This is a genomic window from Solibaculum mannosilyticum (assembly GCF_015140235.1).
GTDB classification, from domain to species: Bacteria; Bacillota; Clostridia; order Oscillospirales; family Acutalibacteraceae; genus Solibaculum; species Solibaculum mannosilyticum.
Window position 1 is genome coordinate 177,208 of sequence record NZ_AP023321.1, and the last position, 13,750, is coordinate 190,957.

10 protein-coding genes, 1 tRNA gene, 1 rRNA gene and 1 other RNA gene are annotated in these 13,750 nt (G+C 49.7%); 8 read left to right on the forward strand and 5 right to left on the reverse strand.

Annotated features, from left to right (window positions below):
* Nucleotides 1-385 precede the first annotated feature (385 nt).
* Nucleotides 386-1,039, reverse strand: a complete 654-nt coding sequence (rpe, locus tag C12CBH8_RS00780; protein WP_246441606.1) for a ribulose-phosphate 3-epimerase — start codon at nt 1,037-1,039, stop codon at nt 386-388.
* A 258-nt stretch (nt 1,040-1,297) separates the two neighbouring features.
* Here rpe and C12CBH8_RS00785 point away from each other — a divergent pair.
* Both C12CBH8_RS00785 and C12CBH8_RS00790 read left to right on the forward strand, forming a co-directional pair.
* Nucleotides 1,298-1,374 (forward strand) — tRNA-Arg (locus C12CBH8_RS00785).
* Between the two features lie 137 nt (nt 1,375-1,511).
* Nucleotides 1,512-3,101, forward strand: a complete 1,590-nt coding sequence (locus C12CBH8_RS00790) for a potassium/proton antiporter (protein ID WP_215533362.1) — start codon at nt 1,512-1,514, stop codon at nt 3,099-3,101.
* A 142-nt stretch (nt 3,102-3,243) separates the two neighbouring features.
* On the opposite strand, the gene C12CBH8_RS00795 is transcribed toward C12CBH8_RS00790, so the two are convergent.
* The gene (locus C12CBH8_RS00795; protein ID WP_215533363.1) at nt 3,244-4,197 is read right to left on the reverse strand and encodes a M15 family metallopeptidase; all 954 of its coding nucleotides are present in this window, start codon (nt 4,195-4,197) and stop codon (nt 3,244-3,246) included.
* Between the two features lie 532 nt (nt 4,198-4,729).
* Between C12CBH8_RS00795 and C12CBH8_RS00800 the strand changes: the two genes are divergently transcribed.
* From C12CBH8_RS00800 to C12CBH8_RS00825, 6 genes are all read left to right on the forward strand, one after another.
* Entirely contained in the window at nt 4,730-5,641 is a 912-nt protein-coding gene (locus C12CBH8_RS00800; protein WP_090264026.1) for a hypothetical protein, read from the forward strand.
* Nucleotides 5,634-6,182 carry a TasA family protein gene (locus tag C12CBH8_RS00805; RefSeq protein WP_090264028.1) on the forward strand — a complete coding sequence of 183 codons (549 nt, stop codon included), beginning with the start codon at nt 5,634-5,636 and terminating at the stop codon, nt 6,180-6,182. Before C12CBH8_RS00800 ends, C12CBH8_RS00805 begins: the two co-directional genes overlap by 8 nt.
* A gap of 225 nt (nt 6,183-6,407) precedes the next feature.
* On the forward strand, nt 6,408-7,751 hold the full coding sequence (locus C12CBH8_RS00810; RefSeq protein ID WP_215533364.1) for a right-handed parallel beta-helix repeat-containing protein: 1,344 nt from the start codon (nt 6,408-6,410) through the stop codon (nt 7,749-7,751).
* Nucleotides 7,752-7,872: 121 nt separating this feature from the next.
* Nucleotides 7,873-9,153 carry a hypothetical protein gene (locus C12CBH8_RS00815; RefSeq protein ID WP_215533365.1) on the forward strand — a complete coding sequence of 427 codons (1,281 nt, stop codon included), beginning with the start codon at nt 7,873-7,875 and terminating at the stop codon, nt 9,151-9,153.
* A gap of 59 nt (nt 9,154-9,212) precedes the next feature.
* Nucleotides 9,213-9,929: a signal peptidase I gene (locus C12CBH8_RS00820; protein WP_215533366.1), complete on the forward strand. Its 717-nt coding sequence runs from the start codon at nt 9,213-9,215 to the stop codon at nt 9,927-9,929.
* A gap of 27 nt (nt 9,930-9,956) precedes the next feature.
* Nucleotides 9,957-11,273 carry a hypothetical protein gene (locus C12CBH8_RS00825; protein WP_215533367.1) on the forward strand — a complete coding sequence of 439 codons (1,317 nt, stop codon included), beginning with the start codon at nt 9,957-9,959 and terminating at the stop codon, nt 11,271-11,273.
* Nucleotides 11,274-11,429: 156 nt separating this feature from the next.
* Here C12CBH8_RS00825 and rnpB read toward each other — a convergent pair.
* The 3 genes from rnpB to C12CBH8_RS00840 form a co-directional block, all read right to left on the reverse strand.
* Nucleotides 11,430-11,776, reverse strand: an RNA gene (rnpB, locus tag C12CBH8_RS00830) — RNase P RNA component class A.
* Between the two features lie 114 nt (nt 11,777-11,890).
* A 5S ribosomal RNA gene (gene rrf, locus C12CBH8_RS00835) occupies nt 11,891-12,007 on the reverse strand.
* A gap of 100 nt (nt 12,008-12,107) precedes the next feature.
* A complete protein-coding gene (locus C12CBH8_RS00840) occupies nt 12,108-13,604 on the reverse strand; it encodes an N-6 DNA methylase (protein WP_215533368.1) in 1,497 nt (498 codons plus the stop codon).
* Between the last annotated feature and the right edge of the window lie 146 nt (nt 13,605-13,750).

Genomic DNA, 13,750 nt, shown 5'->3' on the forward strand with positions numbered 1-13,750 from the left:
GTGTCCTTTCCATATTGTAGGATGGTAAGAGGTAAAAAATTCCGGCCGAAGGAAATTTTTTCTAATCTGCCTGCGGGAATTTAGAAAAAGTTCCTCCGGCAATCTCAGCTTAAGGCCGATGGATGAAAAATATTTGCCGGTCTTGTCAACATACGTTGAAAACGTAGAAATGCTTTGCGTCTTGCTGTTTTATCTGGAATGAAACTTCAGATATTTCCAACGCAATTCCCATTTAAAACGTGAGATATCCCATTGCAGCAAGCGCTGTATGACAATGAAATCAAAAAGACGAAATAGTTTCCCTGGAGTTACACAAAAACAAGGCGCCTGGCCTAAGAACCCAGGTGCTTTGTTTTCTGTTAGAATGATGGATGGAAGTACTGCTTTAGGCGCGGCCGGAACGCAGCTTGCGGATGGTGGCTTTTGGATCGTCGCTGTAAAACACAGCGGTACCCGCTACTAAGATGTTGGCCCCAGCGGCGATGGCCAAGGGTGCGGTATTGACATCCACCCCGCCGTCCACCTGGATATCCAAGGGGAGGCCGAACTGGTCAGCCCATTGACGCAGCGTACGGATTTTAGGAAGCATATCGGTCATAAAACTCTGGCCGCCAAAACCGGGTTCCACCGTCATGACAAGAACCATATCCAGTTTATCCAAATAAGGATAAACCGCATCCACAGGGGTGCCGGGTTTTACGGAAAGCGCACATTTGACGCCTCGATGGCGCAGTTGTTTTAAAGCTTCGTCGGCGGAGGGGCATTCCGCATGGACCGTTACCATATTGGCGCCGGCATCCACAAAGGCGTCCACATACCGATCTGGTTCACTGATCATCAGATGGACGTCAAAAGGCAGTTTTGTCACTTTGCGCAGGCAATAGACCACCGGAGCGCCGATGGTGATATTGGGAACGAAATGGCCGTCCATCACGTCGATGTGCAGCAGATCTGCACCAGCCAATTCCATCCGCCGGGCTTCCTGACCCAGGCAGGCAAAATCGGCCGATAAAATAGAGGGAGCAATTTGGATGTTCAAATTCGAATCCTCCATCCGAAAAAAGGTTGATGGAAAGAAGCCTGCAAGCGCCTTCCGCTGGGAAGGGACACAGGGTTCTACTTACAACAATAATGATAAACCAATCGTGCCAAAAGGTCAACAGGCGGCCTGAGCTTTTGTGTCGGACGAAAGGGGAAAAAAGAATTTTCAGGAATTGCAGGAAAAATACTTGACGATAAAGCAAAGTTATGATAATATAATGAGGCACTCTTCACAGAGTGTTTTTCAATTGGATATGCGCCCATAGCTCAATCGGATAGAGCGTTTGGCTACGGACCAAAAGGTTGGGGATTCGAGTTCTCCTGGGCGCGCCAAAAGGCTGCACAGTTTGTGTAGCCTTTTTCTTTTGTTCAAAAATGATGGAAATATCCTTTTTCGTCTTTTGCCAGCTGGGATTTTATGGTATACTTATGGATGAACGATATGAGACATAGACCCATAGGAGGCGATGATGGAAAAGGTATTGTTGCTGGTTGCGGTGATTATTTTGGCCTGTACGGTGGCCCGGCGTCTATCCGGACGCCTGGGAGTACCGGCGCTGTTGTTGTTCATGGCGCTGGGAATGCTGTTCGGGTCGGACGGATTGGTACAAATCCACTTCGATGATTTCCGGCTGGCCGAACAAACCTGTTCGGTAGCGCTCATCTTCATCATGTTTTACGGCGGTTTCGGCACCCGTTGGGATGCAGCCAAACCCATTGCAGGAAAGGCCATCTGTCTTTCCACCCTGGGAGTTGCACTCACCGCCTTCCTGACAGGGCTATTCTGTTACTTTGCCCTGGGTTTTACCATGCTGGAGAGTTTTCTCACCGGCGCCGTCATCAGCTCTACCGACGCTGCTTCCGTCTTTTCCATCCTGCGATCCAAAAAACTCAACCTGCGGGAAAATACCGCCTCCCTTCTGGAGGTGGAAAGCGGCAGTAACGATCCCGCTTCCTATATGCTCACCGTGATAGCCCTTTCCCTGATGGAAAAAGGCGAACAGGGAAACATCGCTTTTCTGATATTTGGCCAACTGGCGTTCGGCATCGCTTTGGGTGTACTGGTGGCAGGGATATCCATCTTTGTACTGCGGCGTCTGAAGCTAGCCGACGGTACCGATACCATCTTTGCCACGGCAGCAGCTTTGTTGGCCTTCGCCCTTCCTGCGGCGGTGGGAGGCAATGGATATCTGGGGGCCTATCTGGCCGGGATTATTCTGGGCAACAGCAAGATTCCGCATAAAGTCTCCCTGGTGCATTTCTTCGACGGCATCACTGGACTCGCCCAGATCCTTATCTTTTTCCTGCTGGGGCTCCTGTCATTTCCACGGCAGTTGCCTTCGGTGGCATTGCCGGCTGTAGGCATCGCCCTGTTTCTCACTTTTGTGGCACGTCCGGCGGCGGTATTTGCCATCCTGGCGCCCTTCCGATGCTCCTGGCGGCAGATTTTGCTGACTTCCTGGGCTGGCCTGCGAGGGGCGGCATCCATCGTGTTTGCCATTACGGCGGTGGCGTCGGGGGTGGAGATCGGTCATGATCTGTTCCACATAGTATTTTGCATCTCCCTTCTATCAGTAGCGGTACAGGGGTCTCTGCTCCCTTGGGTCTCGCGTAAACTGGGGATGGTGGATGCCAGCGACAGCGTCAACCGCACCTTTACCGATTACCAGTACGAACGCCAGATGAACTTGACCCAATTCCGCATTACAGAAGGGCATCCCTGGGCGGAAAAGACCATTGCCGACTGCCGTTTCCCTGACGACGCATTGGTGGTCAACGTGCGCCATGAAGGGGAAAACCTGTTGCCCAAAGGTTCTACTCCTCTGCGGGTGGGGGATATTGTGGTGTTGTCCACGCCGGCGTATGTAGACGATGGAGATGTGGGGCTGAGGGAACTGCCGGTCAAGGACGAGTGGGAAGGCAGACCGGTCCGGGAACTGGATGTCCCGGCTAAGATCCTGATTGTGCTCATCAAGCGTTCGGATGGGACCACAGTAGTTCCGCGCGGGGACACGGTAGTGGACAAAGGGGATATCCTGGTGGTCAACGAGACCGACTAAAATAGGAACAAAAAAGGCGCCTACGTCGTACAAGACGGCTGTGGGCGTCTTTTTTGGTATGCACAGGGCATCGAATAAATTCATTTTAGATTATCGATGGATTATGATCCGGATATGTGAAATCCTAATGGATGGGAAGAAATCACAGCTGTACCGTCACGATAAAACCATCCACATTGTTGCCCGAAATCCAGTACTCCTTGCCCTTGGGCACCGGTACATTCATAGAATCACCTTTGGCGGGGAAATAATAAATCTCATACTGTTTTCCATTTTCATCGGAAGCCGTCAGATGATCCCCGTCGTAGGGGTAGCGTTTGAGAAAATCGGTATATTCCTCCAGACAAAGATTCTCCTGCTGCATAATGGAGGCATGGGGGACTCCCACATATCGATAATGCCAAGGCTCATCGGCGATTCTGGTGATGTCCTTTTTATCGTCCTGATAGCGCAGGACAAATCCATACTGGGCGCAATGCTCGTTGATCCAGGCGTATTTCCCCTGGCCCTGATAGGAGGGGCTTTTCCCGTCGGAGGTATAGATGCCGATATCGGCGGCAAGACCGGTATGATGTTCGCTGTAACCCGGGACGGCTGCCCAGCGCATGGCCTCCTCTTTGCCCAGCTGTTGGATCTTCTGGTTGACGATGGCCTGTTGGTCGTCTTTGGAGCGGTATCCGCTGACCACAATGATGTCCTTGATGCCTTGGGCGGCTGAGAAATCCTCCATCATGGCGTTGAACTGGGAGACAAACTGTTTCTGGAGCTGGATATGGGTAGTGGAAACCTGATAACTTTTGTTTTTGTTTTCATACACCGATACGAGCTGGTCATCTTCGGGGAAGGAATAAGCGTAATCGTTGTTGACGAGGATGAGAGATCCCTGATGAATATCATCCTGGCCCATAGGGACGGTGTTGTATTCCCCTGAGGATGAGGTGCCGGATCCAAGATGGATCCCTGTCCCAGAAGGGCTTCTGGAGGATCCCGGGAGAAGATTTCGGTTGAGCGTCCACATACAGGTGACAATTCCTGCTAAAAGAAGCAGTACAATCGCCAAAGGCAGCCACACTCTTTTCGGATGTTTCGCCATCATAATCGCCTCTTTCTGATTGTATTTTACGCTGGTAGTTAGTGTATCAAAATACAAAAAGCGATTTTTAAGGCCATATAAGGAGAATCTTACAATTTTCTTACATTTGCTTTGGAGCACGGAATAACCGGTGGAATGGATCAGGAAGGCTGCTTTATAAATACTAATAGTATATTTTGTGGTTAATATTATAAAATGTAAGGTCTTGAAAAAGCGACAAATTCCTACAAAAGTGAATTTTGTAATATAGTTGAAAATTATACTAATAGTATTATTTAGGAATCAAAAGTATGATGCTGTCTTATTTTTACTAAAAACAGGGAAATCTCCTTCCAGATAGAAACAATGTTCACAATTAACGCATAGTCCCTCTAATTTATCATATAAAATTGGTAAACTTTTTGATGCTTATGATGTAGAAATTCACTTGAAGGGCTGTGTAGAATGTGGTACAATAAGGAAGATTAATTAGGTAACAAATCTAAAAATTTCGAATCATGTCCCGTCTTGAGCGGGAGGATGCGAGGAGATCATCATGAAAGAGCAAACGGATAAATTGACCCAACGGCTCAAGGTAACCATTTTGGTGCTGTCAATTTTAGTGGGCGCTTGCGTGATTGGGCTTGCAGTGCGCTGTCTGTACATCCACTATGAATCGTCGTCCCAGGCAACTATGACGGTGCAGGATAATCTGATCGGCGGCCCGAAACAGGGATCTATGCTGGTGACGCTGCCCCGTTATCAGGCTCCTGGCGGACAGGCCCTGCAACAGCTGAAGGAGCAAACCGCTGCAGGACAGGCCGATGAGGAAAAGATTTTGGAACTCACCAAAAGCAATCCCCAGGACAACAGCCCGTTTGAAGTAAAAAATATGTTGCCGGGGGATTGTGTTACCCAGTATTTCCAGGTGAAAGCGCACCATACCGGCAGCATTACGTTATACTTTAAGGCCGACGTTACCGAGCAAACCAAACAGTTGTCGGACGTGCTGCGCATTCGCGTCAGCCGGGCCGAGGATGGGACGGTTCTCTGTGACGATACTTTTGCAGCGGTAGCAGGCCAGGAATTTTCCCAGGTTCTGTCGGCAGGGGATCAAAAGGAGAGCACTGCCCGCTATCAAATCGATGTGTATCTCGACACCTCAGTGGGCAATGAATACCAGGCATCCATGCTGAAGGCCGACTTTATGTGGTATGTCAAGGAGGATGGAAGTTCATCAACCCCCTCCAGTCAGCCTTCCAGCAGCGAGAGTCCTTCTAGCGGGGCTTCTTCCGGCTCAACGCCGCCTCCTTCCAGTTCATCCGATGCGTCCGGGGGAATGATTGATCCTCCCAACACCGGTGAAGGAGGCAGTGTTTGGCTCTGGTGTATCATTGCAGCGGTCTCCTTGGGAGTGATACTGTTCGTCTCTTATAAACGCAGAAAGGATGACGCTTGCAATGAGTAATTTGAAAGCGACGAAGAAAAGGATACGCGCCTGCGTTACCGCAATTGTATTGCTGGTGGCCATGCTGGTGATCACCACAAGCGCCCTGATTGCATCCTTTGTATCGGTGGAAGACAGTATTTTTGAAATGGGTGTAGTAAAGATCGACCTCAACGGCGGTCAGACTATTTTTGACGGTTCAGATTGGAATGTAGAACCGGGTCAGGCAATCAAAAAGGATTTCACTTTGCGCAACGACAGTACGGTGGATGTGTACTACCGCCTCTATTTAGAAAATGTCACAGGTTCGCTGCAGGAGTGCCTGGTGTTTGAGATCTATGACGGTGACCAGAAGATTTACAGCGGCCGCGCCAGTGAAATGACGAAGGAAAATCCAGCCGTATGTGAAGACACTATGGCGGCGGGAGAGACCCGTACCTTGACCGCAGTGGTCAAAATGGATGAAACGGCCGGAAACCAATATCAGAACGGGAATATTTTCTTTGACTTTACAGCCGATGCCGTTCAGGTGCGCAACAATCCGGACAAGGAATTTTCTTAAACATGATAGGGGATTTGTACCTTTTAAATTGAGCGAAGCCATCCCAGCCGGAGAGGTTGGGGTGGCGGACAAAGGGCATTGTGTAAAAACAGGATGCCTTTTGTCCGCCACATGGGAAGATAGGGGAATATCGTGCAGCCATGAGTCCGGTTCTATGCGCTTAACCGGCGGCGGAAAAACATAAATTAAAAGAAAGCGCAAAAAACAGAGGAGGTTACATAACCCATGGAAGTCAAAAAGACGAGCAAAAAAACCTTGGTAGCCAGTGGACTGGCCGTTGCGGTCAGCGTCGCGCTGCTGGCTGGGACAACTTTCGCTTGGTTTACCGACAGCGTGGTAAACAAGGGCAACTCGATTCAATCGGGTACGTTAGGTATCACCGCCGAGGCTTATGAAGTTGACGCCAGCAAGGATACCTATACAATCGACGGCCTCAACGGCGGTAAAGCATTCGGCTTTGAAGATACCGCTAATGACCTGGAAAATGAAGATTATCATGTAATTCAAGAGAACAATTGGGAACCTGGCCAGAGCAATGCAAAGTTGCTGAAGGTGACCAACAACGGCAGTTTGGCTGCCAAGATCAAATTGCAGGCAGCTGTGGCAGACAGCGGTCTGGAAAATGCTTTGTGGTTTGACTTTATCAAAGTTGAAGACGGCGAAGCAGTGGGACAGTTCACCAAACGTCCCATGAGCCAGTTGGCAGATTTTGTTTCCACGATGGACAATACGATTCTGAACGCAAAGGAATCTTTGGAATTCATCCTGGCTTACGGCATGAATGAAGAAGCCGGCAATGAATATCAGGACAAGGGCTATTCTGCCGATGTCAGCATCGTCGCCACCCAGGCCACCGTGGAAGAGGACGGCTTCGGCAACGATCAGTACGACAAGAATGCTACCTATCCGGTGGCCAGCTTGGACGAGTTCAAGGACGCTTTGGACAAAGCCGAGGCCGGCGACGTGATCTCCATGAGCGACGATATTACCGTCAACGAGACCATCAACGTCACCAAGGACATCACCATCCAGGGTAACGGAGCTACTTTTGCCGCTCCTGCAAATGAGACCAGTTCTTATGCAATCAACGTTGCTTCCACCTCCGCTACAATCGAAGGATGCACATTTACTAAGGGCGTAGGCGTTCATCTGCAGCCCGGCGCAGGCGATGTGGTTATCAGCGGCTGTACCTTCAGCGGTGGTAAGAAATCGGTTTATGTCAACGGCGGCAACACCGGTTCCGTCGTCATTGAGAACTGCACCATTTCCAAATCCCTCAACATTGAAGGCGCCAACAATACCGCCAAAGATGTAACGGTTAGAAACAACGTGTTTAAAGGTGCTTCGGACGGTACTTTGACTTTGGCAGGCAATTTGGAGAATGTGGAAATTTGCAACAACCAATTCCAGGGCTTGACCGACATCCGTGTGTACAATCAGGGTGGATTCGCACCGAATTTCACCAATGTCACTGCGCATGACAATACCTATGCCAAAAATGCTCTGATCCAATTTGACAATGAGGCCGACAAGGATCAGATCACTGAGAGCAACAATACCAAAGCGTAAGGAATCAGATCTTAATTGCCGTCTCAGCCTCGGCTGAGGCGGCGGACAAAGGACATTGTGCGGAAAAGAGCAGAGTGTCTTTTGTCCGCCGAAAAACTGGAGTACGTATGGAGGAATCGGGATGAAAGCAACAAAAAGAGCGCTTATTGTAAGCGGATTTACCCTATTGGTGTGCTTTGCATTGCTGACGGGCACCACGTTTGCCTGGCTGACTGACAGTGTCTCCAACAAAGGCAATAAGATCCAGTCAGGGGCACTGAAGATCAGCGCCTCCCTCTATAGCCAAGGGGAGAATGGGATTGACATAACCATCCCCGGGTACAGTAGCCAAGATCAGGATGGAGAGGATCAAGAAACCGTTGTCTTTGACCAGGACGGATTGGATTTAACAACATCGCCGGACGATCAGCCTCTCATTGAAGAACAAGATTTTGGACCAGGCAGCACACAAGTAAAAATGATTCGAGTTTCCAACGAGGAAGACTTATCCGCCAAAATCAACTTCCGTTTTACAGTGGAAACCGATGATCTAACCAATGCCCTTTGGTTTGATTTCATCCCATTGGACAAAGCTGATCCAGAAGGGGTGAAGACAAGAACATTGGTAAAACGCCCTATGACGGAGTTATCTGATGTAGTATCGGCACAGGAGTTTTCTCTTGCCTCTGGACAAGATCAATATTTCCTGTTTGTCTATGGGATGTCGGACAATGCCGGAGGCGGCTACCAGGGTAAGAAGTTCGTAGCCGACGTGAGCATCCTGGCTGCCCAGGGTGGGGAAGAGGTCGACGGTTTTGGACATTCGTCCTACGATGAAAATGCATCTTATGATGCCGTTACAGTCAGCACTGCCTTGCAGCTGGATCAAGCTCTTCGTGTAGGCGGCAATATCAAATTGGGCGCCGACATCGATATGACCGAGTACGATGGCGGGCCTTGGGAGATTTCTCAGGATACGATCCTGGATCTTGACGGGAAACAGCTGACAATGAAAAACGGAAACGGTTCCGGGGGACAAATTGTCGTGTCCGATCCAGTGTCGTTTACCATAAAGAACGGCGGATTCACCACAGTGCCCAACGGATCCCCCGTGAATAAAGCGGTTCTTCAGTCTTATGGGACCCTGGTGCTGGAGAATATGACCATAGGAGGCGGGGATGTACATAACCTGGTGGAAGCGGAAAATGGCTTTTTGACAATGACTTCCTGTCAAGTATCCTCCACAAAGCAGGGGACAGGTACCTGGCTCGTCACCGTCGGCGGAGACAGTACCGAGGCGGTCTTGACCAACTGTTCTTTTGAGACTGGGAAAGAAAGCGCAGCCCTGTATATCACCTCACCGGCAGAGCAGGTACAACTCGCCGGTTGCACAATCAACGGCCAACCGATGGATTCCCATTAAAAGCGCGGCAAAATCTCGGCGACTGACCTACAAAACCAATGGATGGAGGAGTTATTCTCGTGAAAAAGACACTTCAGGTTATCGGAAGGGTTGTAACAGCTCTCATTTTAATTTTTTCTGTTTTCATCATGATTTTCACTGTGCTGTCTGTTACAATGGTCAACAAGGAAAATGCAACCCTCTTTGGGTATAAACCCTACATCGTCCTGTCTGACTCCATGAATACGGAATTCCAGGTGGGTGATATGGCCATCAGCAAGCAGGTAGATCCCTCCACCCTCCAGCCGGGAGATATCATCACCTATCGTTCCATCGACCCGGCCAACTACGGGGAGATGGTCACCCATAAAATTCGAGAAGCGACTACTTATGAAGGGAAGCCGGCGTTTATCACCTACGGTACCACCACCGGTGTAGACGATGCTTATCCCGCTTTGCAGGAAAATGTTTTTGGAAAATATGTGTTCCATTTGCCTAAAATGGGATATTTCTTCCAATTCTTAAAATCGACGGCAGGATATGTTACCTTGATCCTAATTCCCTTCCTTCTGCTGATTGTGCTTCAAAGCGTTAAGTTCGTACGGTTGTTCCGCCAGTACAAACGGGAGCAGATGGAGGAAGTGGATACCCAGAAAGCCGAGGCGCAGGCTCAGCTGGAGGAGGCCCGCAAAGAACGGGAGAAAACCGAAGCGATGCTGGCAGAGCTGGAGCGGCTTAAATCGCGCCTGGAGGATCAGGATCCGCCGGACAAGCCTCAGGATGGCGCTGGTCAATAAGATAGATTTGGAATAGGCGGTGATGATATGAAAGGCAAACATGCCAAGAAAAAGGAATGGGATAGGACCGTACGACGGATGCTGTCTATCATTCCGGTTTTAGTGGTGGCTCTGTCGGTATACACCATGTCGGCCTTGGCATGGTTCAGCAGTTCCATCGTGGAGAAACCCATGGAAATCGCCTCCGGCCAATACGTGAGCCAGGTGGAAATTGTAAAAGAGGAAACAGGACTGATCAATGATGACAATTTGATTGGGAAATCTCATAAAACCTCCTCTTTTCTCAATGAGAACATTGATTTAAGCGGTCTAGGGACTACACAAACAGCATATATCATTGTCTCCAATTATAATGAAAACCAATCGGATCCCGGTACGATTGCTGACGCTGATGTGGATAGCGGCACTCATAATATCCCCTTCCAGTATGAGCTGGAACTAAAGGCCGGCGGCAGTAGTGTGAACATTAAGCGCGTAGATGGAAATTCTGAGGGGACTCCTGTACAGGAAGGGACTACTGATTCTGTCGTAAAATGCGAGAGTCTGGATCCCGGAAAAAGGGATATCTATCAGGTGACTTTTACAGAGGAGCAGTTGAAAAATCTGGGTGATGTCCAGCTGCAACTGCGCACGGCATTTACAGGTTCTGCGATCTATCATGCATCCTCTTTGGATGATTTAACACAAACAGAGTATGCCCCCGGCAGTGTTGTCTACCTGATGAATAATATTGAAGAACCCGAAGCAGAGCTGACTTTTGATCAAGGAAGTTATCCCAACCTGGTGCTCAACAATTATCTGCTGAAGGTAGGGAATCTGACGGTTGAAGCCGACGAAGGGGTTTACTCCACCATGGATATCAGCGGAGGAGTTTTGGACGTCGGCGGCAAAGTCTATGATTCGGCAAAGGATACCATTGAGTCGGTTGGTGAGGGCCGTATCACCGTTAATCTTTTGGATTTGAAAGAGGAATACAGAAAAGACGGTGCAGACGACGATGCACAGGCGTTAGACCAGCTGGAGGTACAAGAGAACGAAGTTCAACAGCCGGCAGAAGAGAATCCTTCTATTTCTGATTCCAGCGTTCCTTCTGCCCCTGTTAAAGATCAAGCGCCTTCCACTTCAAAACCCAGTGAAAAGCCTTCTGTCAGTTCATCGCGTCCTGCCAGTTCTTCTTCCAGCACGTCTGCTTCGACGGCGCCTTCGGTGTCATCGCCAGACAAGGAATCGTCATCCGCAAAGCCGGCTGACAACAGCAGTGCACCATCCTCATCTCCTCCGGTTGAGCCGGACCGGACTGGCCAACAGGATGTAGCCATTGTGGAAAAGACTACAATGGACTAAGATCCCTGCCGCTTGATACAAAAAGTGAGCCATCCTCTTCCTTGTGATGAGGATGGCTTTTCTATATCCTAATAAAAGAATGGAAAATGCACAAACGCACCTTTGAGATCATAGGAAGAAAAGGAATAAATCCTATGATTTCAAAGATGCGTTTGATTTGCGACCAAGCCTATAAGCCGGGTTCTGTCGTGGACAGCCATCTATCTAGTCTACGCGTTGCCGCGCAGCTCAAGCCACCATGGGGGAACTATGGCCGGGCCAGCCATCCCCGCAGCGGTGTTGCTCCGGATAGGGTTTGCAGGGCCGCATAGTCTCCTATGCGCCGGTGAGCTCTTACCTCGCCTTTCCACCCTTACCATGTTGCCACGGCGGTATATCTCTGTTGCACTTTCCCTAAGGTCGCCCTCGGCGGTCGTTAACCGCTATCCTGCCCTGTGAAGCCCGGACTTTCCTCAAAATGCAGCCTTTCGGCCCTAGCATTTCGCGGCTGTCCAGCTTGCTCGCACCGGAAATTATAACATGAAACAACAGCACGGTCAACAGCTCTCGAAATGGAGGCGCTAGACCGTGCCATTACAGACAAAGAAAAAAGCCTTCGTTTGAAACGAAGGCTTTGATGTTGGCACCGCTCTATTTTCCCGGGCCGTTGCCAGCCAAGTATCTTCGACACTGATGAGCTTAACTACCGTGTTCGGAATGGGAACGGGTGGACCCTCATCGCCATTAGCACCAACTATGCATTCCTCTTGTGGGAACGCATATAACTATACCATATCTTTTCTGAAAAAGCAAGCACTTTTTTTATTTTTCCAAAGTTTTTTCGCCCAAGACAGATTAATCGGCAAGAAGACGGTATTCTTTCTGCAGGGAATAGACCTCTATTTCCAATTCTTCCAATTGATCCAGCCAAGGATCCACTTTGCCGGCATATTCCTCCTGAAGGGTCAGGGACGGCAAGGGATATTGTTTGGATTGTAATACGGACTGATTGATCTGAGGGATACAGGACCCAGCTTTATATTGATTAAAATCCATGTAGGAAAACAGCCCTACCAGATAACTGGGATGGGCAGGTTTTTGCACCTGTTTTAAGAAAAAGGCGTTTCCACCTATCCAGCAGGGCTGTTTGGAGCGGTAGACAGCGCCGCAGTAGGTTCCCACGCGTGTGATGATAACAGTTGGCAGTGAGATCCCTTGTGTACAGCGGTCCAACATGCGGCGGATCCCGCTGCCGTCGTAAAGGGGATAAGGGCCGTCGGTCCAGTCCTTCGCCGGTTTGTTGCCTGAATGGAATACCAAGAGATCTTCTCCATAGAATAAGGGATACTCTCCCTTCTGGATGCCCTCGCCAAAGTGATCTAAGAAGAGCTGTTCCACCATTTGACGGCAATATAGGATCTGCTGTTTTTTCAGAGAGATCATCTGTCTCAACTGTCTTTTCGTCCAAGGGGCCTGTTGTTTTGCGCCAAACAGATTCATTTGTTGGTCAGAGCCGGATTGCTCCAGTTTTCGGATAGCCTGATGCAATGTGTCCATCTTATCCTCGATGGCCTGGATTTTAGTCTGAGAGACGCCCCACACCTGGGATCGATGTCCCTCCGGCACCAGGAGATAGTGGTTGGAGGAAAGCATCTGGGGCGTCAAAAACAAGTGTGTCACCTGACCGGTCCGCATACATTTTCCCTCCAGCGATGAGGAAAACCGGGCGGTAAAGTAAACGTCTAAATCTATATCTTCCAGACGGCCGTCCCGGGCGTCGCACAGCCATACCCTTTTGGAGGGGCCGCCTCCCTGACGAAAGATCAGAAGAGCGGTGTATACGTGCACCCGAGGCTGGAAGGCGTGCAGCGGCAGCAGAATCACCGCCTGCAAACCGTGACATTCGACCAATTGCCGCCGCAGCTGTTCGTCCAAGGGATGGATACGGGAAAGGAACCCGTTGGGGACGAGGCAGCAGCATTGCCCTTTATTTTTTTCTTCCGAGAGGAAGCGGCGCAAAAAGAGGGTTTCCAGTCGGGTTTCCCCGGGATCGGCCAAACCGTTCCACCTGGATTCCTCCACATTCCCGAAAGGTGGATTGAATATCGTGGCGGAAAAAAACAGTTTCCCAGAGGGGAATGTCACATTCCTCTGGACATGGTCTGCCTTCGGCCCGTCCTGATCGACTGGATTAGGCTGTTCGCCCAGGGCCATCTGACCATCGTTTAGCTGGTGAAAGTCCGGATGCAGGCTGCCGTCCACAATGCGGCCCACAGCCAGACGGAGACATTCCACCGCCGCAGTCTCTTCCAATATCTCCCTGGCGCGATACATTTCCTGTTTTTCGTCCATGATTTCCCACCCTCTTTTACACGTCATTTCTATCGCTGACATTCCGTCAAAATACTCTCCTCAAAAGCATACCATGTTTCTCTTCTTATCGCAATTTATTTGCCTCCCAAAAGACAAAAAAATCATAGGATACCCTCCTGATTTTG

Coding starts and splice junctions, on each gene's coding strand:
- C12CBH8_RS00795 (WP_215533363.1), bottom strand. CDS start 4,197: ATGATGGCGAAACATCCGAAAAGAGTGTGGCTGCCTTTGGCGATTGTA.
- C12CBH8_RS00790 (WP_215533362.1), top strand. CDS start 1,512: ATGGAAAAGGTATTGTTGCTGGTTGCGGTGATTATTTTGGCCTGTACG.
- C12CBH8_RS00840 (WP_215533368.1), bottom strand. CDS start 13,604: ATGGACGAAAAACAGGAAATGTATCGCGCCAGGGAGATATTGGAAGAG.
- C12CBH8_RS00805 (WP_090264028.1), top strand. CDS start 5,634: ATGAGTAATTTGAAAGCGACGAAGAAAAGGATACGCGCCTGCGTTACC.
- C12CBH8_RS00815 (WP_215533365.1), top strand. CDS start 7,873: ATGAAAGCAACAAAAAGAGCGCTTATTGTAAGCGGATTTACCCTATTG.
- C12CBH8_RS00800 (WP_090264026.1), top strand. CDS start 4,730: ATGAAAGAGCAAACGGATAAATTGACCCAACGGCTCAAGGTAACCATT.
- C12CBH8_RS00825 (WP_215533367.1), top strand. CDS start 9,957: ATGAAAGGCAAACATGCCAAGAAAAAGGAATGGGATAGGACCGTACGA.
- C12CBH8_RS00810 (WP_215533364.1), top strand. CDS start 6,408: ATGGAAGTCAAAAAGACGAGCAAAAAAACCTTGGTAGCCAGTGGACTG.